Annotated in this window: 21 protein-coding genes and 2 pseudogenes; 10 read left to right on the forward strand and 13 right to left on the reverse strand. The window is 21.0% G+C overall.

All coding sequences use genetic code 4. The features are described 5' to 3' along the window. Positions 1–218 precede the first annotated feature (218 nt). The 6 genes from ACQH25_RS04260 to ACQH25_RS04285 all read right to left on the reverse strand — a co-directional run bounded on the left by ACQH25_RS04260 (position 219) and on the right by ACQH25_RS04285 (position 3,904). Entirely contained in the window at positions 219–488 is a 270-nt protein-coding gene (locus tag ACQH25_RS04260; protein ID WP_425380843.1) for a hypothetical protein, read from the reverse strand. A gap of 62 nt (positions 489–550) precedes the next feature. Beyond that, a complete protein-coding gene (locus ACQH25_RS04265) occupies positions 551–1,270 on the reverse strand; it encodes a hypothetical protein (RefSeq protein ID WP_425380844.1) in 720 nt (239 codons plus the stop codon). A gap of 230 nt (positions 1,271–1,500) precedes the next feature. Further along, positions 1,501–1,746, reverse strand: a complete 246-nt coding sequence (locus ACQH25_RS04270) for a MarR family transcriptional regulator (protein WP_425380845.1) — start codon at positions 1,744–1,746, stop codon at positions 1,501–1,503. 226 nt (positions 1,747–1,972) lie between these two features. Beyond that, positions 1,973–2,149, reverse strand: a complete 177-nt coding sequence (locus ACQH25_RS04275; RefSeq protein WP_425380846.1) for a hypothetical protein — start codon at positions 2,147–2,149, stop codon at positions 1,973–1,975. A gap of 118 nt (positions 2,150–2,267) precedes the next feature. Continuing rightward, positions 2,268–3,494 (reverse strand): hypothetical protein, encoded by a 1,227-nt coding sequence (locus ACQH25_RS04280; RefSeq protein WP_425380847.1) that lies wholly within the window; start codon positions 3,492–3,494, stop codon positions 2,268–2,270. A 266-nt stretch (positions 3,495–3,760) separates the two neighbouring features. Continuing rightward, a complete protein-coding gene (locus ACQH25_RS04285; protein WP_425380848.1) occupies positions 3,761–3,904 on the reverse strand; it encodes a hypothetical protein in 144 nt (47 codons plus the stop codon). Between the two features lie 117 nt (positions 3,905–4,021). On the opposite strand from ACQH25_RS04285, the pseudogene ACQH25_RS04290 reads away from it, so the two are divergent. Then, positions 4,022–4,273: pseudogene (locus ACQH25_RS04290) on the forward strand (transposase); the annotation flags it as partial. 27 nt (positions 4,274–4,300) lie between these two features. Here ACQH25_RS04290 and ACQH25_RS04295 read toward each other — a convergent pair. Beyond that, positions 4,301–5,419: a hypothetical protein gene (locus ACQH25_RS04295; protein ID WP_425380849.1), complete on the reverse strand. Its 1,119-nt coding sequence runs from the start codon at positions 5,417–5,419 to the stop codon at positions 4,301–4,303. Positions 5,420–5,433: 14 nt separating this feature from the next. Then, on the reverse strand, positions 5,434–7,251 hold the full coding sequence (locus ACQH25_RS04300) for a hypothetical protein (RefSeq protein ID WP_425380850.1): 1,818 nt from the start codon (positions 7,249–7,251) through the stop codon (positions 5,434–5,436). Between the two features lie 400 nt (positions 7,252–7,651). Between ACQH25_RS04300 and ACQH25_RS04305 the strand changes: the two genes are divergently transcribed. After that, on the forward strand, positions 7,652–8,083 hold the full coding sequence (locus tag ACQH25_RS04305; RefSeq protein WP_425380851.1) for a hypothetical protein: 432 nt from the start codon (positions 7,652–7,654) through the stop codon (positions 8,081–8,083). 201 nt (positions 8,084–8,284) lie between these two features. Here ACQH25_RS04305 and ACQH25_RS04310 read toward each other — a convergent pair whose 3' ends face one another. Then, the gene (locus ACQH25_RS04310; RefSeq protein WP_425380852.1) at positions 8,285–9,253 is read right to left on the reverse strand and encodes a hypothetical protein; all 969 of its coding nucleotides are present in this window, start codon (positions 9,251–9,253) and stop codon (positions 8,285–8,287) included. Positions 9,254–9,524: 271 nt separating this feature from the next. Then, positions 9,525–10,406 carry a hypothetical protein gene (locus tag ACQH25_RS04315; RefSeq protein ID WP_425380853.1) on the reverse strand — a complete coding sequence of 294 codons (882 nt, stop codon included), beginning with the start codon at positions 10,404–10,406 and terminating at the stop codon, positions 9,525–9,527. A gap of 753 nt (positions 10,407–11,159) precedes the next feature. On the opposite strand from ACQH25_RS04315, the gene ACQH25_RS04320 reads away from it, so the two are divergent. Continuing rightward, positions 11,160–11,981: a Pr6Pr family membrane protein gene (locus ACQH25_RS04320; RefSeq protein ID WP_425380854.1), complete on the forward strand. Its 822-nt coding sequence runs from the start codon at positions 11,160–11,162 to the stop codon at positions 11,979–11,981. Positions 11,982–12,606: 625 nt separating this feature from the next. Here ACQH25_RS04320 and ACQH25_RS04325 read toward each other — a convergent pair. Continuing rightward, positions 12,607–13,662: a restriction endonuclease subunit S gene (locus ACQH25_RS04325; protein ID WP_425380855.1), complete on the reverse strand. Its 1,056-nt coding sequence runs from the start codon at positions 13,660–13,662 to the stop codon at positions 12,607–12,609. Between the two features lie 507 nt (positions 13,663–14,169). Then, positions 14,170–14,394, reverse strand: coding sequence for a hypothetical protein (locus tag ACQH25_RS04330; protein ID WP_425380856.1), 225 nt, complete (start codon positions 14,392–14,394; stop codon positions 14,170–14,172). 272 nt (positions 14,395–14,666) lie between these two features. On the opposite strand from ACQH25_RS04330, the gene ACQH25_RS04335 reads away from it, so the two are divergent. The 6 genes and pseudogenes from ACQH25_RS04335 to ACQH25_RS04360 all read left to right on the forward strand — a co-directional run bounded on the left by ACQH25_RS04335 (position 14,667) and on the right by ACQH25_RS04360 (position 20,240). Continuing rightward, positions 14,667–16,382, forward strand: coding sequence for a hypothetical protein (locus ACQH25_RS04335; protein ID WP_425380857.1), 1,716 nt, complete (start codon positions 14,667–14,669; stop codon positions 16,380–16,382). Positions 16,383–16,531: 149 nt separating this feature from the next. Continuing rightward, complete coding sequence (locus tag ACQH25_RS04340) at positions 16,532–16,750, forward strand: hypothetical protein (protein WP_425380858.1); 219 nt, start codon at positions 16,532–16,534, stop codon at positions 16,748–16,750. 142 nt (positions 16,751–16,892) lie between these two features. Beyond that, positions 16,893–17,249: a P-loop NTPase fold protein gene (locus tag ACQH25_RS04345; protein WP_425380859.1), complete on the forward strand. Its 357-nt coding sequence runs from the start codon at positions 16,893–16,895 to the stop codon at positions 17,247–17,249. A 15-nt stretch (positions 17,250–17,264) separates the two neighbouring features. After that, positions 17,265–17,495 carry a P-loop NTPase fold protein gene (locus ACQH25_RS04350; protein WP_425380860.1) on the forward strand — a complete coding sequence of 77 codons (231 nt, stop codon included), beginning with the start codon at positions 17,265–17,267 and terminating at the stop codon, positions 17,493–17,495. Between the two features lie 42 nt (positions 17,496–17,537). After that, a pseudogene (locus ACQH25_RS04355) lies at positions 17,538–18,664 on the forward strand (IS3 family transposase). Between the two features lie 199 nt (positions 18,665–18,863). Continuing rightward, entirely contained in the window at positions 18,864–20,240 is a 1,377-nt protein-coding gene (locus ACQH25_RS04360) for a hypothetical protein (RefSeq protein WP_425380861.1), read from the forward strand. A 252-nt stretch (positions 20,241–20,492) separates the two neighbouring features. On the opposite strand, the gene ACQH25_RS04365 is transcribed toward ACQH25_RS04360, so the two are convergent. Then, on the reverse strand, positions 20,493–20,636 hold the full coding sequence (locus ACQH25_RS04365; RefSeq protein ID WP_425380862.1) for a hypothetical protein: 144 nt from the start codon (positions 20,634–20,636) through the stop codon (positions 20,493–20,495). A 121-nt stretch (positions 20,637–20,757) separates the two neighbouring features. Between ACQH25_RS04365 and ACQH25_RS04370 the strand changes: the two genes are divergently transcribed. After that, a complete protein-coding gene (locus tag ACQH25_RS04370; RefSeq protein WP_425380863.1) occupies positions 20,758–21,708 on the forward strand; it encodes a hypothetical protein in 951 nt (316 codons plus the stop codon). Positions 21,709–21,738: the final 30 nt, after the last annotated feature.

Genomic DNA, 21,738 nt, shown 5'->3' on the forward strand with positions numbered 1-21,738 from the left:
AACTTTAATTTAGTGTTTTTTGATATCATATTTTTTGCAAAAATTATATAAAATTATACAAAATATTTAAAAAATCGATACTCTTTTTTATAGTATCGATTTTTATATTAAATATAAAATTATATTGTAATTATAAATTACTAATAATAATTATGCAATAACCTTGTTAATAAACTATCATTTTAAATTTATAATAACTTTTAGTTAATAATTTACTGTTATAATCATTTATCATCAATTTCTAATTTAATATCTTTTTCATTAATAAATGGTTTATTTTCACCCCTAATTGCCTTAATCACAACATATATTAATTCCTGTTTTCTAACAATATCTTTAAAATTAATATTTTTTTGATTTTGATTTTTAAATTGAATTTGATAGTCTTTATTTTCAAGAGCAGTATTGTCTAATTTATTAATAGTTTGCGTAATAGATGGACTAATTCTTGTTTTTACATCATAATAACTTTCATTATTTAATTCCACTTCAATATTTTGTAAAATATCATCATATTTATTTAAATCTATTTTTTCAACAAACGGTTCAACTAAAATTGGAAGTTCAATGCTTTTTTTAACTTTTGACTAGTGTCTATAGCTTTAATACTGAACATTATATTTTTAATTTTCACATTAGTGTAATCATCTATTGCTAAAGCATCACTATCTAACCTAAAATCTTTATTTTCTTCAATAAAAATATGATTTTGTTCATTAACAGCTGTTATAAATTTTTGACTTAAAACAGGAAAAATATTTTCTTCAATTATTTGCTTAGTAACTTCACTTTTTCTTATTACTTTAAATTTAAAAGGCATATTAATAGTAATATCACTAATAGTAGAGATATCAACAACTTTAAAAGTACCTTCAATAGTAATAATTAAATGAGTTGTTTGATCATAAACTTTATAATAAGAAAAGTGAAGTGTAGTATTAATAGTTTTTTTTGAAATTGATAAATCTGCATTGGCAACTGGTATGTTTGTAGCATTATCAAAAATATCAATAATTTCAAAAAACTTGCTATTAAATTCATTTTTTAATGATTCAGATAAAGATTGCTTAATAAAATCATTAGTAATTTGTTGGATTAAATATTCCTTAGTAATACCAACATTAATAGTCAAATGATAAACATTATCATTAATAGCAGCACTTATTTTTTTCGCAGAAGCAAGATGATTATCACGTTCGCATGCAGATAATGTTAATGTCATGGGACTTAATAAGCTAATTATTGTTAAAAAACGAATAATTATTTTCAAGTTTATTCCCTCCTTGTAATCAACACTTAGATATTGTATTAATTATAATTAAAATTGAAATAATTAGGTAAATTATACATATGATAAAGATTGATAATAAAAAATTACTCTGTTTCAAGTTCAATTTCTTGGGTTTCAATTATATTTTCAGAATTTAACTATATAAAATTAATATCATTATCTTTATCAGTATAAGTCAAATTTTGGTGATAATTCATATTTTGATATAATTAAAGTAGATAAAAAAAATAAAAAAACTTTGTTAAATTAAAATTATCAAGTTTTCGGTTTCCTAAATTTGAGAGCATATAAATATTTTTTCTAGTTAATTGGTCAACTCGTAATAATTTTTTGTTTACTAAAATTCGAACTAATGTTGCTACTGTTCCAACATCTTGATTTAACAGCATTGCTATTTGATAAATATTTAGATATCCCCATCGATTTATAATTTCTAGAATTTTTATTTGTTCCATTTTTTACTTCCTTTCTTTTTATATAGACTTTAAAAAAGAAAAACGACATTTAGATTAATCTAGCATGTCGTTTGCAAAAATTATGAAAAAATATATATTTTAAGTGCAGGTTGGACTTCAGCAGGGAACCTGTCGGCAGTAGGATGTTGGTAGCATCGCTATTGCATTTTTTTATTTTAAAACTTATTTTTATTATATACCTTTCTAATGTAAAAATAAATAATAATTACATTTTGGGTGATTTAGATGGTTTAGGTTTGCTTAATGGTTTATGAGAATCTTGTAAGTTTTTTAATTTCTCAGCTTGTCTTTCGGCTTTTGCAAGTAATAAATCAAGTTTTCTGCTCTGTTGTTTTGTTTCTTGTAATATTTTTTTTTCTCGTTCTTTTGTTTCTTTATCCATAATAAATGTACTCCTTTAACAGAAAAATTTTAGATTATTTTTTCTACATTGTAAAATATCCACAAATAGTATAAAACTTTTTTTAAAAATAATTATCTGCAATTAATTACAAATTTTATTAGAGACTAATTTGTGATTTAGTTAATTTTTTATCTGTTTGTTGCTCTTGTTTTTGTGCATTTATTTTATCTTTGCAATTATCTATATCTGAATCAAATACTCCAGAAGCACTTTCAATGCCAGAATCTCTTAATTTTTTTTGTTCTAACAATACGTTTTCTTTTGTTAAAAAACTTATTTTTTCGTCTCTTTCTCGCACCATACTTTCCAAACTTATAAATTTATTAACATATTTTTCATTATGTTGTTTTTGAACTTTTTTATATGCATCATTTTCTTCATGTAATATAATAATTACTTGTTCATTTTTATCTAACTTTTCTTGCAATTCTTTTATTTTCATTTTATTATCTTTAACTTTTTGTTTTAATTCATTAATAAATGCTTGCTTATTTTCAAATTTACTTTCCAAGTCACAAACTACTTCATTTAATTTAAATATTTGTGTTTCATAGTTTGCAACCATTTGTTCATCTACTTCTAAAATCAATGTTTTTTGTTGTTCAATTTGTTCTTCTTTTATCATTTTGATTTTTTGTTTTAATTCAATAATTAATGTTTTTTGTTGTTCAATTTGTGTTTGCATACGTGCTTTATCTACTTTATTTTCTAAAATTATTGTTTTGAGTAATTGTTCACTTTGATTTAATTGTTCAAAATCTGTTTTAAATTTTGAGTTTTTTTGTTGTAATTTTGCATTTTCATCTTGCAATTTCAAATTTTTTTGATTTATATTTAAAATTTCTTTACTATTAATTTCTTGATTTTTTAAAATAAATTTTAACAAATTATTCAAGTTAGATTTAGTTTCTTTTCTAATTTTTTTGATTTCTGTTCATTTTGTTTGTATATCAGATATTTTATTATCAATGTCCTTATTCTTATTAATTTTTCCCATAGAAAAAATCTTAATAATAAAGTTAATAAATTTGTTCTTTTTTTGTTTTTTTAAATTTTTAATAATTTTATTTTTATTTATCTTTAAATTATTTTTAATTTTAGATAATTTTTCTTGCAACTCTAAAACTTTACGTTGATTGAAATTATCATGGTTAATTTGTTTTTTAAGTACTTCAAAATTTGAGTTAGCAATTAAAGATGCTTCATATATAGGTTCTTGCATTTCTATAATTTTACTTGAAAATTGGTTCTTAATAAATTCTTCATAACGATAATTTTGCTTTTCATCTTCTTTTAATAAATATGTTTTTTCTTCTTTTGGCATATTGTTCACTCCTTTTTAAAAACATAAAAACCCATTTACTTTTAAAAAATAAAGCAATGGGTTAAAAACTATATATACATTTTATATTGACATTATATATTTTTTTTATCTAAAAGCAAATTAAAACAATTAATTAATTTTGTTAAAGAAAAATATAATTTTCATGCTATTAGTTTTTTAGTTAAATCATTGCTAGAATTTCATTCAATTGTATTACTGAGAATTATTGACGTAGCTTTTGATAAAAGATTACGGTATAAATTTATTTATTTAATGGTTTCATTACAATTTTTTACAATATTTAAATCATTAATATAAAAACTTAATTTTTGCTTTAAAATCTCAATGGAAGAATTATAATTACGTGATTTATTTTTTCAATTTAATAATTTAATTATTTGTTCATGCATTAATTTTTGTAGTTCAAAAAAAATAAATACTTCAATCATATTTATTTAAAAAATATCTGATTTTTTCCAATTGTTTTTTAGTATTAATATCAAGATTTATTACTGATGATGTCAGCATGACAAAATCGATCATTAAATAATGTTTATCCAATTGTTTATTGTGATTGTATAGTTAGTTAAAGTAGGACAAGATAAACGCTTTATTAATCAATCTGTTTATATAGCATTAGGTATTAATTTGGAAAGTAAAAAAAGATGTTTTAGGCTTATAAATTCGTAAAAATGAGGGTGCTAAGTTTTGATTAATTAATTTCACAGAAATGGAAAAAATTGTGGTTAAATGATATTCTCATTGCTTGTAGTGCTAATTGAATATTAAAGAAAATCGGATAGATATTAACTAATTAAAAAAGTAGTTAAGTGAATATCAAGATGAGAACCTTGTGTTGCATCTAAAGATCTTTCAAATCAATGATATTTTAAATAAATATTTTTATTATCATGATAAATCATAAAATAACAACCAATTTGCACAAAAGCACCAAATATTCCTCCGTCATGAGCAGGTGTCATAACATGTCAAATCGATGCAGCATCGGTGATGACAAAACCTCCATTTGGACTATCATCATCTGGATCTCATCCAATATTTATATCTTTAAATGTAGCAGATATTTGATTTATATTCACATTTAATTGTGAAGCAGAAAGTTTACTTTTATAGTATTGCGAACTCACTTCTAAGTAGCTATCATTAGCAAATGTTATTTTTGTAAAATTTTGAATAAAATTTTCTCAATTATTACTATAATAGTTTCAATTTTTAAATAATAATGTTTCGGAACTTAATCCCTTTTCATTAGAATCTGTTCCATTAAAACTTTTATCATCATTATAATTTAAATTATTATTAGTAATATTTACTGTAAATGTAATGTTAACAACATCATAATAAACGTTGGTGTCAGTTGAAATTAATTGCGCCCCGGTATTAGTAATTGCATTTTCATCAATTGTAATTTTGCTTCAATCAATATTTTTATCTGGATTAAGTAATTTAATTTTATTTAATATTTGGTTTTTTAATAATGTGCTAAATTTTTCTTTTTGATCATGAGCATTTATGGAAATTAAATTTAGGTTAGTATTTTTAATTATTGAATTTAAATCAATGCTGGCATCTATTGTATATTTAATTGCGACATTACCATAATAAACGTTGGTGTCAGTTGAAATTAATTGCGCCCCGGTATTAGTAATTGAATTTTCATCAATTGTAATTTTGCTTCAATCAATATTTGGATTAGTGTTTAGCTTTTGCGCAGTATCAATAATTTCTATAATTGTTGGTACTCTGGCCCCATATGTTTTAATAGTAAATAGGTTAGTATTTTTAATTATTGAATTTAAGTTAATACCATCATCGATTTTATTATTACTACATGCAACTATTGTTAATGGTGTTGGAGTAACAACGAGTAATAAAAGAATTAAAATTTTTAATAATTTTTTCATAATATTTTCTCCTTTTAGTTATTAATTCAATTATGTATGGAATTAATTATAGCAGATATTATTGATGTAATAGAGAAAAATCAAACAGCTGCTTCTCAATCAGTTTCAATAGTACTATCTAATGTAATCAATGCATAATAAATAAAAGTAAAAACACTGTTAATTATCGTTAAGACATTAGATATAGTTAAGGTTGCATTCAATGATAATTGTTCAATAACATTTTGTAGATAACTTACTTTAAGTGAGATAATAGCTGCAGCAATACCAGTTGCAGCAGAAAGGATTGTTAAAGCACCTGCATATGGATTACCAGTTAATCAACAAACACCGGCTAAAACAGCGCTAGTGATTGCAACACCACTCAAATAAGCACTTACTGTTGATAATTTGGAAATATTATTAACTGCACTATCAAATTTAATTTTTGTATTTTGAGCTCATTTTGATAATGTAACATGAGATAAATATAAATCAGTTGTATTGATGTTATTGTTATTTAATATTTTACGTTCATTATCATCTATATAACTAAATTGAATATTTGCTTTAAATATTCCAGTAACTGGATTATAATCATCGTCTAATTTTCTATTTGTAAAAGATTGATTTGTTAACTGAATTTCAAAGTGATCTTTTTGATTAAGATTTTCAAGTCTTTGATTAAAATTAGTAACAACTTGTTGATAGGTTTTATCACTTGTTATTTGTAAATCAATTGGATTATCTCGACTAGTATTATTTAATCACAATGTATTAATAACTTGTTTCATATCATTACTATTAAAATTTATATTTATTAAATATAAAGTTTCTTCTGCTTTCTTAACATTAGGACTATTATAGTCATAAATATTAACAGCAAAATTCATATTTTGATTCATAGCAAGTAGGGCATTTTCTTTTTTTAAAAAATTATCCTTATCACTATTAGCATTGACCATTAATATTTGAATGCCAGAATTATTATTAATATCTTGGCCAATATTAATATTAAATCTTGTATTAATTTTTTTAATTACATTATTCAGAGCATCAATTTTAGTATCGCTAGCATTTAAATCTAAGTCTTGTTTATTATCAGCAGTAAAGTAAAATTTTATACATTCATATAATCAAGCATCCTCTTTTATTGGTGCAATTTTAATGTTAGTTAAATTTATTACTTTTGTTTCTAAGTGATTATTAAATTGAACATTTACTTTAATAGAAATATTATTATTAATAAAATCAGACAATGATGTAGTAGTACTATCATCAAATAAATATTTATTAGCTAATGTTTTATCAACAAGACTAACAATAATATCATTGCCTGGATAACTACTATTTATTGCAATATTAAGATTATTTATTGCATCAGAATATGTATTTTCACCAGTTAGATCTAAATCTATTTTTTGTAATCCAAAATATTGAGCATTAATTTTATTTTTAATTGTGCTAAAACCATTTTCGTTGTTATTATATACATTTTTAAATTGTGAATTTTTTTCAAGAAAAAAATTCATACCTTGCTTTTTAGTAGTATTGTTAGTATTGAATTGGTTAGTAAAATTATTAGACTTTAACTTTACAGCATTTAACTGTTCTGACGTTAATTTTGTTTTAATTATTGCACTATTTAATTTATTATTAATAGAATTTTGAACACTATTTCAATCATAGCCACTATTATTATTATTATTGTCATTGCTAAGGATTAAATTGTTATCATTATTTAATGTTTTAGTAAACATTGTTTGTTGGGTATCAATTTTATGATTCAATGTTAGAGTTGTAGGAATAGGTAAAATTACTATTAGTGCTAACGGTAATAATCATGTTTTCATTTTAATATGCCTTCTTTATATACCTCATAAATTCAAAAGGATATTTTAGATTAATAACAATAATTTTAACTAATAATATTAATCCAAAAGTAGGAATTTTTTTTCTCTTGATTTTAATTATATCATTTTCTTTGTATTATACAATACAAAGAAAAACAAATTAAAGTTTTAATTTTGGATAAAGTGATACACTATTAATGGTATTGATAGTTAGCAAATACTAGATAACTACTTTACATTATAAATTAAAAAAATAAAATGACTTTTTTAAATTATGATTTATATTTGATTTCTGTATCTGATTTGAAATTAGATACATAATATTAATTTAATATTTATAATATAAACTATTGTAAGACAATAAATTGTTCATTTTAAAATACAAAGGAAGTGTTGAATTATGCCAAATTTAAATGCAGATAATAGTACTCGTACTAATAGCTTTTATGTAAAAGAAATTATATATGGTGGAATAACCAGTAGTATGGGAATATTATTAACTGGATTAAGTATTTCAAGTGTTTTGTGTTTTTATGATAATACAAATAATTCAAAATCATTTAATGATAAGTTAAATACATTTTTAAATGTAAATAATTTAGCAATATCATTAATGGCAGCATGTGAATTAAATATAGGTTTAGACTTAGCGACTTTAGGTAGAAGAAGAATAAATCAAGCATTTAAAGGATTAAGAAGAAATATTTCATCATCCTCACAAATAACTGAAATAACTCCATTATTAACAAGTGATATAGAAGATATAAATAATTCTCATCATCAAGAAATAAATTCTCCAAATGCCACAACAATTAATGTACCTAATATTTAATATATTTTGTTGATCTTTTCATTTTTGTGTAACTTGATTTTACAAAATATAGTTCAGATTACTAACATTAATTGTTTGTCATTAAATAAAGGCCAGATCTGGCCTTTATTTTGCTATCTTTGTTTATTTTCAACTTCATGGTTACTAGTTCATTTATATTTTGCAATATTTTTACAAGATATTTTTTTCTTTTTTTAAGTTTTATCAACTTAAACAGTCAATTTTAGTTTTATTAGAAAGATATAAAATTTTAAAATTTTGGATTATTTGATTATAAAAATTATTTTTTATTTCAAATTTTTTTTCTAAACTACTGTTATCAGTTATGTTTAAAACTTGAATTGTGCAATTTTTATTTTCTTGTATTATCAAGCCAATTTTATTATTTACATTAAATATTTTTTCAACATTAACTGGCAAATCTAATAAATATTCTAATTTAGTATTAGATAAATCACTATAATATAATTTAGCCTTTTTACTTTGTCGATTCAAACTATAAAAATATATTTTATTATTTATTTCTGCAATTAAATCTACACCATTAGCATTAAAAAAATCATCTCCAGTTATTGGTTTGGCTACTAATTCATCTTTTTTTATAATTAATGCACCAAAATTTATAGATTTATAAACTCCAAGATAAATATTTTCATTTTTATCAATAAATATATAATTAACTATTGAATTGTTTGGCAAATCTATCTTTTTCGTATTTTTAGTGTCAATATTATATTTATAAAATCCATCAAAAGTTGTTATATATAAATTATTTTTAAAATAAGTAATATTAGTTGTCATATTAGTAACTAAGGGCATAGTTATAAATTTATTTTTATCAAAAAGAATTTGTACACCACCCGCTGAACCTAAATAAATATTTCCTTTACTGTCAACTGCCATATTAAAAGAACCAACTTTAAAATTTTTATTTTCTCAATAAATTTCGTTCATTTTTGTATTTACATTATATTTTCAAATTTTTTCTCCAGGGATACCAATATCAGTAGCATTATCAAAAGTTGCATAATATAAATTACCATTATTATCTTGTGTTTCCGTTTGTAGATTTTTAGTTGGTATTATATTTTCATAATTAAATTTAACATCTTGATAATCACTACATGCAACAAGATTAACTGCTGTTACTGTAGTAAATCCTAAAATCATAACGACTGATAATATCTTTCTTTGTTTTTTTATAATAATTTTCTCCTTATCTAATTATTTAATAAAAAACAATTTTTATTTTTTATTTTTTTAAATATTTAAAAACATTAGCTAAAAATATTAATTTGAAATAAAAAGCTAATTCAATAATTTCTCTTTTATTTTAAATACAAATTACTGCTGCCACCTGTTCAAAGACCACACCAGTAACTAGATAATTGTACAATAAATATATTAATTAGTGAATTATAAATAATAAAATTCTTAAAAATTATTCAATAATTTCTTCAACAGATTTTTTATTATAAAGTACATGATTTTCTAATTTATTACGTTTGTGCTTAGTATAAAATAATTCAGTTCTTGATGATTTATTAATTTTTGCTAATATATGATACTTTTTAGGTTTTCAATTTATATTATTAAAATATTCACCATATTCATTATCCTCAATTGAAACATATATTTCTTTTGAAACGGAAATATGAAATTTATATTTTTTTAAAATTATTTCTAATTTATAATCTTCAACATCATGCTGTGGAGAAACCCGACAATCATAATTTTTACCATTGTTTTTACAGTCTTTATTATTACAAGAAATAAGTTTTTTATTTAAATATCCAGTCAAAAGAACAATATTATCTTTAACTTCTGAATTGTTTTTATATCATTCTTCACAATTATCATTATCTATAAAAATATTTTTATCAAATTCATTTTCTTTATCATTTTTAAATAAATAATATATTTTTGATAAGCTTTTATCATCTAATGGAATATTATTGCCAGAAATTAATTCATTACTATTATTATGGTTAGAATTTGTAATTTTCTTCGAAATTTTTCTTTTTTTAGAAAATTTTTTAAACAAAAATTCTAATGATCCGTATTTTAAAATCTTTTCTCTCAATTTTACTAAATAATAATAAGAACAATTTAATACATGTCTTTCTCCTTTTTGAGTTCTCAAATAAACTGCTTTAGTTACTTTAAACATTACTGCTTCAAGAATAGCTTTGCATTCTAAAGAAAAACCACATTGAAGATGATGTTTATTTAAATATTCTTTAATTTTTAGACCATCATCAAACATTAAGTTTATTTCTTCCATTGTTGTAAAATTATTATTTAAATAAAATACCTTATGCATATTATTAATGTCTCCAATTTTTAATTATTTTACTTTTTTTGTTTTTTAAAAATAAAAATAATTTATTTTGCACCTTTATTAGTATTAATATTTTTGTGATAATTTATTCAAAAAGATAAATTATTTTTATTAAATTCATTTTCATTTATTTTTTCTAAAAAATATTATCATCAACTATTTTTTTATAATTAACTTGTAAATTTTGATACATTATTAATTTTATTTATGGCCTTATTAATTGTATCTCTTTCAAATGCAGCTCGATTAAACTTACCATTTTGAACATAAGCTTCTTCATTTAATGTTAATAGTTCTTTTAGTTGTTTAGTAGTTTGAACAGTTTTTTCTCATTATTTCAAGAACAAAAAAGTCAAAGTATGCTTTGATCGAAAACTAACAAAATTATCTAAATCAATTTTTGTATAATAATTAATAAATTCCTATAAATATGGCATAAATTTAGGATTTAAAGACACTTCAAAATAAGGTTTTTTTCTTCATTCAACATTATATATTACTATTCGCTTTGAATTGACTTGATCATTATTTATTTCAATAAAAGTTTTTAAAATTAAACTATTAGCTATAAGTATATATCTTTATTGTCAAAAATAATTTTTTAAATCAGAAAGATTATTTTTAATTTTAAAAGTTCTTGAATTAATTACTGAATGAATAAATCATATTAACAACTTATTTTATGAAATAATATAAAATTTAATTAGTAAAAATTTTTGAGGATTGGAGAATTAAATGGAAAAATTTATTAAATTTTATTGTCAAAATTGAAAATTTTGATATAAAGTTACTATTGTTATTCTAAGTATATTTGGGTTATTAACTGATTATTTTTGAAATATTTTCCATTTAGATAAAGTGGTTAGTAGTGATGAAACAAACAATAATATTTATCCTTGAGCAGTTTATGATAAAACGGGAACCATTAGTCATTGAAATTATGCAGGTTATACAATGTCATGATTTTCATTTTTTACAACTCAAACTAATATTTTAGTTTTAATTTGATTTCTAATAGCAATTAAAAACCATTTGCAAGAAGAAAAAAGTAACATATTACAGTCATATTTTTCATTAGCAACAGCGGTTTATATTACAATTACTTGTTTAATCTTTAATTTTTTATTGTTACCAATGAGTTTATTAAACACTAATATAGTTTTAAATGTGTGACAGTGAATTGCACAACTACTTTTGCATACTTTTATACCAATTTTAACAGTAGTATATATTATTGTTTTTGCTAAACATGCACAATTAATTTCAACAAAATTAGTTTATAAGAAAAAAATAGGATTATTTTTTATTTATCCTATTATTTATCTTATTTATGGTGTTGGTAAAGGGTTATTATGTGAATATAGTGGCATGGATGTTAATACTGCTTATCAATACTTTTTTTTACAAGTTACTAATCCAAATATTTTAGGTTTACCAGGAATAGTATGATTGATAATTATTTCGATTTTAATCTGTGGAATTATTTTTTTGTTTACAGGATTATATAATTTTGCATATTTAGTAATTGCTAAATATTCTGAAAAAAAGATCAGTTAATGCTATTTATGAATAGTACTATTTTTTAATTTATTATTATTAATACCAATCACTCCCAACGTAAGGGGATAAAGAAAAGGAAAGAAAATAATGGAACAATAAAATTTTAGAAAACATCAACCGTTGAGGATATCTAAACACAGAACAAATAGCACTTTTTAAATAAAAAAGTTAGAACTGTTGACAAAATAAATAGAGTTTTAATTTAATAGATAAAAAATTACTCACTAGTACCTAGGATGTATGTCGGTTATAAAAGTGATGAAAAATCACAAACAGAATTAAAACAAGAAATTAAAACGGCAACACAAGAATTATTAAAATTATTTCAGGAAAAGAATGAAATTGAAAAAAAGTAGTAACAGCAATTAAAAAATTAGAAGAAGAAATTGTTTAAATAAAATACATTTCCTTTTAACTTCTAATTTACTAGTTTATTTATTAAATTTGTTATTAAAGTATTTGTCTGCATAATTGTTATTTCAATCTTATTTAATAATGTTATTAATTGTTTTCCAAAATAAATTTGTAATGATTTTTCATTAAAATCCTCCTACTATACTTATAGTGTATAAAGATAACATAATTATATAAAAAATAACTAATACATTAAAGAAAATATTAGTTATTCTATTAATTTATTAATTAAAAGCTTTTTAATAAAAATGACTTTTGTTAAATTATTTTGCAAAGTTGTTAAATTTTCATATAAAGATTTAACTAATATCTTAATATGTTTATCATATTCAAAATATTTTAATTTTTTTATAGCATTATTACCTCCATGTTTAATAGTAGTTCCTGTTGTATATGCATTAAATATTTCTTTATTGATTGGATTAAGTAAATTTAATAATGCTATTGATAAATGTTGATTAGTAGTTTTAGGAATAACTTTTCTAATTGAACTTGAAAAAACTCCATTCAAACCAGTCATAATTCTACCAGGATCACCATCGGTAGCTAATAAAATGTCTTGATAATCACAAAAAAAATTATTATCTTTAGTACAATATAAAGATTGTCTTTCACTATTAAAAGTTAAATCTCCTACTCTAATATATTTTACTAATTTATTTTCAATATTTTTAGTTCGTTTTGAACTTGATATTTCTGTACCTTTTATAAAGTTAAAATATGATAATAATTTTTCTTTTGTCTGTAAAGAATAGAGTTTTGTAATTAAAGAAAATAAGTTATTTATTAATTTTATTAATTTTTCATATATTTCTGCTAACTTTTCAAAAGGTTCTATAATATCAATTATGCGCTGTTGTTTTTTAATATTTGGCAAATTTTTAAATGTTATATTACTTAGATTAGTAAGATTTAATTTTGGTTGTGCTGAACCTGTAATAAATTCTCTCAAATTAATTTTATTTATTAATCATAATAGGTACTTTGGTTTAATTCTTTCTTTTTTAACAGAAACTACATGAGCATGATTATTTACTCAAAATTTTCCTTTTACTAATATTGCTATAGGCATATTTAATGAAATTAAATTATTACCATCTTCTGCAATTAGTATATATTCTCCATCAAAAATATATTTATTTATATAATCTATTATTCCTTGCGCACCATAATAAGGATAAATTCCTTTTAAGTTACTTCTTTTTCTTTTAGATATAGGTTTTCTAGTATAATCATGTATATTAACTAACTCTGTTATTTTCATATATCATCCTCCTAAATCTTTTTTATAAAAAATAAAAAATTAATCAAAAAAAATGCAGAACATTCAAATTCCAAAATCTTTAAGAAAATTTTTTGATATGATAAATAAAAAAGAACTAATCATTATTAATAATACAAATATATCAAAAAATTTATAAATTAAGCAAAAAAAATCAATTATTGTTTAAAATACTATTTTTTACTGAAGTTATACTCTATAAAATATTAAATTCAAAATAAACTAAAAATTATTATCGTATTTTAACCTTATAAAAGGTACAATAACTAATATTTTTTATATTAATACTTTAATATTTAATTCAAGTTTATATCATGCGAAGCATGATATGTCAAATAATAATTATATTTTCATCAAATTATTATAAAAAAAACAATTTAATTTAAAATAGGGACTTTGCCCCTCGTTGCTTCGCAACTCACCCCAGTGGGGTAAACCCCACGGCCAACCACCCAAGGGTCTGGTTGGCACCGACCAATAAATATAGGTTTACTCTATTTTATTTTTAACATCTTTCTTATTTTTTTTAGAATATTTATTTCTATAATAACAAGTACGGCATTCAGTATTTGCAATTTCTTGCTTTTCAGTCTGCAATATATTATCTAACTTATCTAATCCTACTGCCCTAATATCAGTTACTGAAAAATCTAAATCTTGTGACTGTTCATACTCTTTAATACTACTTAATTCACTCTTTAACGAATGAGACAAAAAATTTGATGGACTAAGACATTATTGTAAAAATGGATACGATGTTTTATTTCTAGTTCCAAATGAAAGCATGAAAAAGTTTGTTAGAATATAAAAATTTACTACTGAAAACTAGCAACCTTCAAAACACAAATATTCAATTTTGGTTAAAAATTAACTAATTGTAAAATACACAAAATTTGATAACATATAGTTGTTATTCAATATATAAGTTTTAACCCATTACTTTATTTAAAAGTAAATGGGTTTTAATGTTAAAAGGAGATATTAACATGACTGACAAAACAGAATCACAAACATATAAAAACATAGTAAACAATAACTTAGAAAATATTTTTGAACAACCAAATATTACATTAAAAAATAATAAAGGAATTTTTAAAGAAAGACATGGTGGATTAACAGGAAAATTTAATAATAATATTAATGTAAACGATGAACCTTCAAAAGTAGTAATTAATGATGAATTAAATAATTCTGATACAGATGGAATTTTTATTGACTTCAATTCAAATACTAAAGAAGTGGCAACACAAACCGATGTTATTGATAAAAAAATTGTTAATAATTTCATAAAATCATATAATGCTGTAACAATTTTAGAAGATAAAAAAATATCAAACATAAGAAAAAAAATTTTTGACTTAGAAAAACAATTAAAAACTCACAAAGAAGAATATGATAATTTAAACTCAAATTGAATTGAAATTGTTAATAATCTTACCGAAAATGAATATTATGAACTTAACTTTTTGAGTAATAAGTTAAAAATAATGATAAGCAGTAAAACAAACAAGTGAAGAAGTAATTCTGAATTAAGAGAATTATATTCTCTTAAAAAAGATATAAAAAAAGTAGAAACAAAAATTAATCAACAAGAAAAAATAAAAGAAAAAATTGTAAAAACAAAGAAAATTATTAATTTTAATATTAAAAAAACAGAAACAAAGATATTAAAACTTAAAAAAAAACAAGATGAAAATATTAATAAATTAAATATACCGTCATTATCTTTAAAAGATAAAATTAATAAAAGATTAGATTTACAACAAAAGTTTGAAGAAGAAAATTTAAATCTAAAAACTAAAGAAAAAATATTAGAAAAGATTAATTTTTTAGATAATGAAATTGAACAACAATGAATAACAGAAAGTAAAAAAGTTACAAAGATTTATGAAGAAATTTTACCCATAGATAATAATTATTGTTATATAACAACTTTTGTACATGCTAATCAATCAATTTCTGAAAAAATAATATATTTTAATAATGATGAAAATAATGAAATTACAATTTGACAACAAATAAAACAATATGAAAATATTCATGAATATAAAAATGATTTTTCTTTAATTGAGAAAATTTCAAGTAATAAAAAAAATATATCTTTTTCTAAAATGCCCTTTAAAAATTTTATACAACAACAAAATGATTTTAAATTAAAACCAAATAAAAGTGAAAAGAGAATATGATGAACTATTATGATAATTTCTTTATCTCTTATTATTTTACCTCCTATTCTTACTTTTGCTGTACCTGCAATTTTACCTGTTGCAGCAGGATTACTATTAATTGAAAAAATTGCAATTGCTGTCTCTGGTGCTGTACTTGGTGCAATATTTAAAGGATTTACATCAATATTTTCACCTGCAACAAAAAAAGTAGAATCTTGATGATATAATAAATTATGCAAAAATAATGAAAAAAAAGTGAAAGAAAAAAAAGAACGTCAATCAATAATTAAACATTTAACAAATGATAAACTAGAAACTAAATTACAAGCACAATATGATATTTTAAAACAAGAATTAGATAATAGAAAAGATGAAACTATAAATGAACTCTTAAATAATAAAATCATAAATAATAGTTCAAATATTGAACCATTAAATGTCAATAATTTTGATTCATCTATACGAAATACAGTAAATCAGCAAGATCCACAACCTTCAACAAGTACAATATATCATTCAAATTCCATGTTATAGTTTATTTTATTTCAAATCACTATTTTTCAAAATACTGATTTTTTATTATTTTTTATACATTTTTCGTTTTAAAAATATATAATTTTTATTGGATATTTTAAGGGTAGAAAAAAATATTCAAAAATAATAAAGAGAGGAAAAAACAAATCATGCCGTGAGAACCTAGTGAAAAATGAAGTCAAGCAACAAAAGATGCACATGACAAAAATGCTGATAGAATAAACAAAGCTTGAGGGGAAAAAAACGAACGTGAAAGAAGAGAAAGAGTTGCTAATGCTCTTGGATTTGAAAAAGATAAATTAAAAATAAACAGTGAAGCTTCAACAAGTAAAGGCCAAAGTTCTAGTAGTAAATCACAAAAAATGTAAAATATTAAATACTTCAAAACTACTCAAATTGAACGCAATTTGAGTAGTTTATTTTATATATGACTATTAATAACTCAAGTTTTATTTTAAAATTTTTAATATTTATAAACAAAATTTAGGAGAAAAATTATGCAATTGACAAGTGAAAATGATTGATATTGCTATTAACCCAATTAATGAATTTATTAAATCATTTTTTAATGAATTTAAAGAAAATCAAAATATAATAAATGATAATGATCTTGGAAAAAATATATTAAATATAAATGGTTCATGAGGTAGTGGTAAAAGTACAATTATAAATAACTTAGAAAATTATTATCAATGTAAAAATAATAATCAAAAACCAAAAATTTTAATTTTTAATTTATGAGAATATGAAACTTGTCCTAATCCTTATGATGAATTATTAAAAAATGTTTTTTATGAAATCTTTCCTCATAATAATAATTTAAAAACAAAGAAAAAATGATGAAAAAAAATATGAAATCGAAATTAAAAAATAAATCGGCAAATGATTGATTATAATATTTATTATACACTCACACATCATGATTTTTCTCATACAATTGGGTATAAAGTAACTAAACAAATTTCTAGTTTAAATGATAAGATAGATAACTGGGTTCAAAAAATTAAAAATAATATTAAAGAAGAAATTGTAGTTATTTTTGATGATTTAGATAGATGTACATCAGACAATCAAATTATATTTTTGGAAAGGTTACAATTTTTAGAACCATAATTATATAGACACGATTTAATTAATTAAAAAGAAAGGTCAACTATTATTATTGCAAAATATACTACTTATTCAGACAAGTTCAAGCAACAAATTGTTGCTCTTTACAAAAATGGTAAAAGTATTACTACAATTGTTGAATAATATCAAATAAAACGTTCAACAATTTATTCTTGAATAAAAATCGATAATATTTCAGGAAGTTTTAAAGTTAAAGATAATCTTTCTTTCGAACAAAAAGAGTTATTTGAATTAAGAAAACAAAACAAACAATTACTAATGGAGAACGATCTTTTAAAGCAAGTGACGCTGATAATTGGCAGAAAATAATTATCATTAAAAAGAATATTAATAAATATTCTATTACTAAAATGTGTAAGTTTTTAAAAATTTGTAAAGCAACTTTTTATTATAAAAGTCAAAAGAATAAACTAGATAAACAAAATTTAGTAAAAACTAGAGCAGTTATCAACGTCTTTAACAAAAGTTATTCAGTTTATGGTTCTAGAAAAATCAAAGCTGTTTTATGTAAACAAAATATTATTATTTCACGACGTAAAATTAGATTAATTATGCAAGAATATGGCTTAATATCAAAATATATAAGCGCTAAATATAAGATAAATATAAGTAAAGTTAACGAAGAAAAAACAAATAATCTTTTAAATAGAAATTTCAATAATAAAGGATTAGGAGAAGTTATTGTGTCGGATTTAATTTATGTTAGAGTAGGAAATGCTTGAAACTATATTTGCTTAATTTTTGACTTATTTAACCGTGAAATAATTGGTCATAGTGTATGGAAGTAACAAAGATGCTAAACTAGTAAGTGAAGCATTATTATCAGTGACTAGACCTTTAAAAAATACTAAACTTTTTCATACCGATCGAGGTAGTGAATTTAAAAACTATAAAATTGTTGAAACATTACAGTTTTTTAATATTACTAGATCCCTAAGTAAAAAAGGATGTCCCTAAGATAACGCTGTTGCTGAAGCAACTTATAAAATATTTAAAACTGAATTAATTAACCATCAAAATTTAACTCATTATTTGAATTAAAAATCAAAGTTTTTGATTACATTAACTGGTATAACAAACATCGTATTCATGGAAGTTTAGGTTATTTAACTCCTATTGAATATAAGAATATAGTGTCTATTAAAAAATAGTCTGAAAAACTGTTGCCTTTCCATAAAGAAAAATTTGATAGTTATGATTATTTTTTCTTTTTTATATTATTTCTTGCAGAAATAATATAAAAATAATATAATTATATATAACGATAATTCAATATCGTTATAATTTTAATGATGATATATTTTTTATATCTTTATTAAAATTATAAATTAATTTTAAGAGTGTAAAAATATGAAACAATTTTTAATTTTATTAAGTAGTATTACAACTTTAACAATTTCAAGTAATACATTTGCTATTTTTAATCAAAATACTACTTTTACTAACAATTTACAAACAAATAACAATAATGATAATCAAACTTCATTATTTAATAATCAATATGGTTATTTAAGTACTAGTGATTGAATTACTAATCAATCAGATTCAGATCAAAAGTTTTACAGTTATGATACAAATCATGCTAATTATTTATTAAGTGATGGTAAGACATCAGCACGAACATTATTTATTGTTAATCATAAAGGTGAATTAATTTATAAAAAAGATGCTGTAATACCAGAAAGCGATAAACTTGATGTTAATAATACTAAGCAAGAAATGATTAATGACAAAAAAATAACTACTATTAAAGATACATATAATCCATATAGCAAAAGTCAATATTCTAATACATATTTTAGTGGTGATAATAATTGACAATATATTCAATTTGGTGGTATTGAAAAACATATTGATATTTCAAGCCAAGCAGGTGCTGATAAAATTGAAAATAGTAATAATTTAAGTGAGTCACTAGGTTTATATTATATTGCTAAAGCTGAAATAAATAATAAAATTGATAAATCCATTGCAGAACAATTAAGCAAATATTTTATTAATCAAAGTAGTTTAAAAAAACAAACTAATAATGAATCAGTTATTAAAATTATTGATTTAATTATTGATAATAATGAAATATATAAATTGATTTTTAATGTTGGAGAAAAAGAAGACAAAATTATATTTACTAATAATGATAAAAATTATTCATTAAACTTTGTTTTTGATAATGATAATAATTTAATTGAAATTTATTATAATAAATGAAATAATATTAATATTAATAAAATTGATATTAATGGAGAAATTATTAATCAAAGATGAACAGGAGACGTTTGAACTGAATATTCAGATGATGTTTTAAATTTTAAACTTTTAAACTGATCTAAATATGCTAAATCTTGAAATGAATTTATAACAATTTATCCAAAATTTGAATTTAATAAAGATGCTTTTATTGAACTTAAATATGATGAAGTTGGTTCAGTAGATATTAATAAAATTGATAATAGTTTTCAAACATCATTAATTAGTAATAATTTTCAAGAAATTGCTAAAGCAGAAGTAATAGATAATAATTATAATCCTGATGATGAACAATCTCCACAATGAGATTGTAATTTGTCATTACAAATTTGACATGATAATAATAATATCAATTGTAAATTTTATATTAATGCTTATTTTCCTGATTTGAATGATGATGATAATAATGATGTTGAAACATCATATGATGTTTCAACAAAAATAAAAGAAGTTAATTTTTATAGTATTTATAATATTTAACTTCTTCATTGTTCATTAGACTTCTTGCAAGGCTTATTTATTTAATTTAATTTTAATGTAAATAAGTTTAAAGGAATTGTTAATATGAAAAACATTTATTAATATCATATTCATAAAATTGAAATAATAAATGATAGTAAAATACTACCAACTGATAAAGAAAGTTAAAATTATGAAAATAAAACAACATGTAATACTTAATTTATGATAAAAAGATGAGCGCAATAATCATTTTAATATTTGAAATAAAAATTATTCAGCAGTTAAAACAATATCATTAAATAGTAAAAATAACCCTTTTATAATAGAAAATGTATATGAAGATGAATTAAATTCATCAAATGAAGTTGAAAATATTTTATCTAAAATAGAAGGTTCATTTTCTGAATTTATCAATAATTTAATAAAAAAAATTTCTGAGAATAATACTAATAATTATAATTTTAGTTATAAACAAATCACTTTAATATATATATATATATATATGAAGAGTAATTCAAGAATTAAGGTCAGATTGATGGCGAAAAAAAATAATAAACCAGAATTTGAAAAATTTATTAAAACATGTTGTCTAATAAATTATGTTAATAAAGACCATGTTGATTATATTTTAAAAAATAAAGAAAAAGATATTTTAATAAAGTACAATTTATATATAATAAATATTTATAATTTTTTATATAAAGAAATTTATATAAATGGCAAAATAAATGAAGTTCTTTTTTATGAAAAAAATATGGTAAAAAGAGAACAAAAAATAGAAGATTATATAAATGAAATAGATAAATTATGAAGAAGTTGTAAATTTAAAGCTGCAAGAACTCTTTTTATTAAATACAATATAGAAATTACCAATTTAATAGATCAAAGTAGTAAGATATCAATTGCTAATGGTTTATTATTTTTTATTAAAAATTTTAAAATTTTTATATTTAAAACCAACAAAAATATGTCGTTATTAACTGATACAAATTATTGTAAAACTTCATGGAGAAATGACATATTTTATACTTGAAATATGTATATATCGCCAGAAATTATGCTTTGTATTGTTCATAATTTTTTTTTAAATAATTTAGAAAATTGAAGAAATTTTTTAATAATATCTTATGCTAATATTTATAATAGTATAGATCATAAAAAAGCAGTAAATTATATTGAATGTTTTAGTAAAAAAATAACTTTTAATATTAAAATTAGTGAAATTAATAAAGCCTTACAGTATTGAATCAATTTGCACTTTATTTTTAATTCATATTCTGATAATTTTATTATATTTGATAATAATAAAGATTTTAATGAATGATTATGTTTTGTAATTAAAAATAATGAAAATGAATTTCACCCACATTTTTTAATTTACGGTGACGAAGTTATAATAGTTTCAAATAATAAAATTGTAAATGATTTAAATTTAAAAAAATTATTTATCGATAGTCAAATCAAAAGTTTATTAATGATTACATAAAAGTCTCAAACCTCAATAAAACCTCTATTA

Source organism: Spiroplasma endosymbiont of Polydrusus pterygomalis (assembly GCF_964030825.1).
Classification (GTDB): domain Bacteria; phylum Bacillota_I; class Bacilli_A; order Mycoplasmatales; family VBWQ01; genus Spiroplasma_E.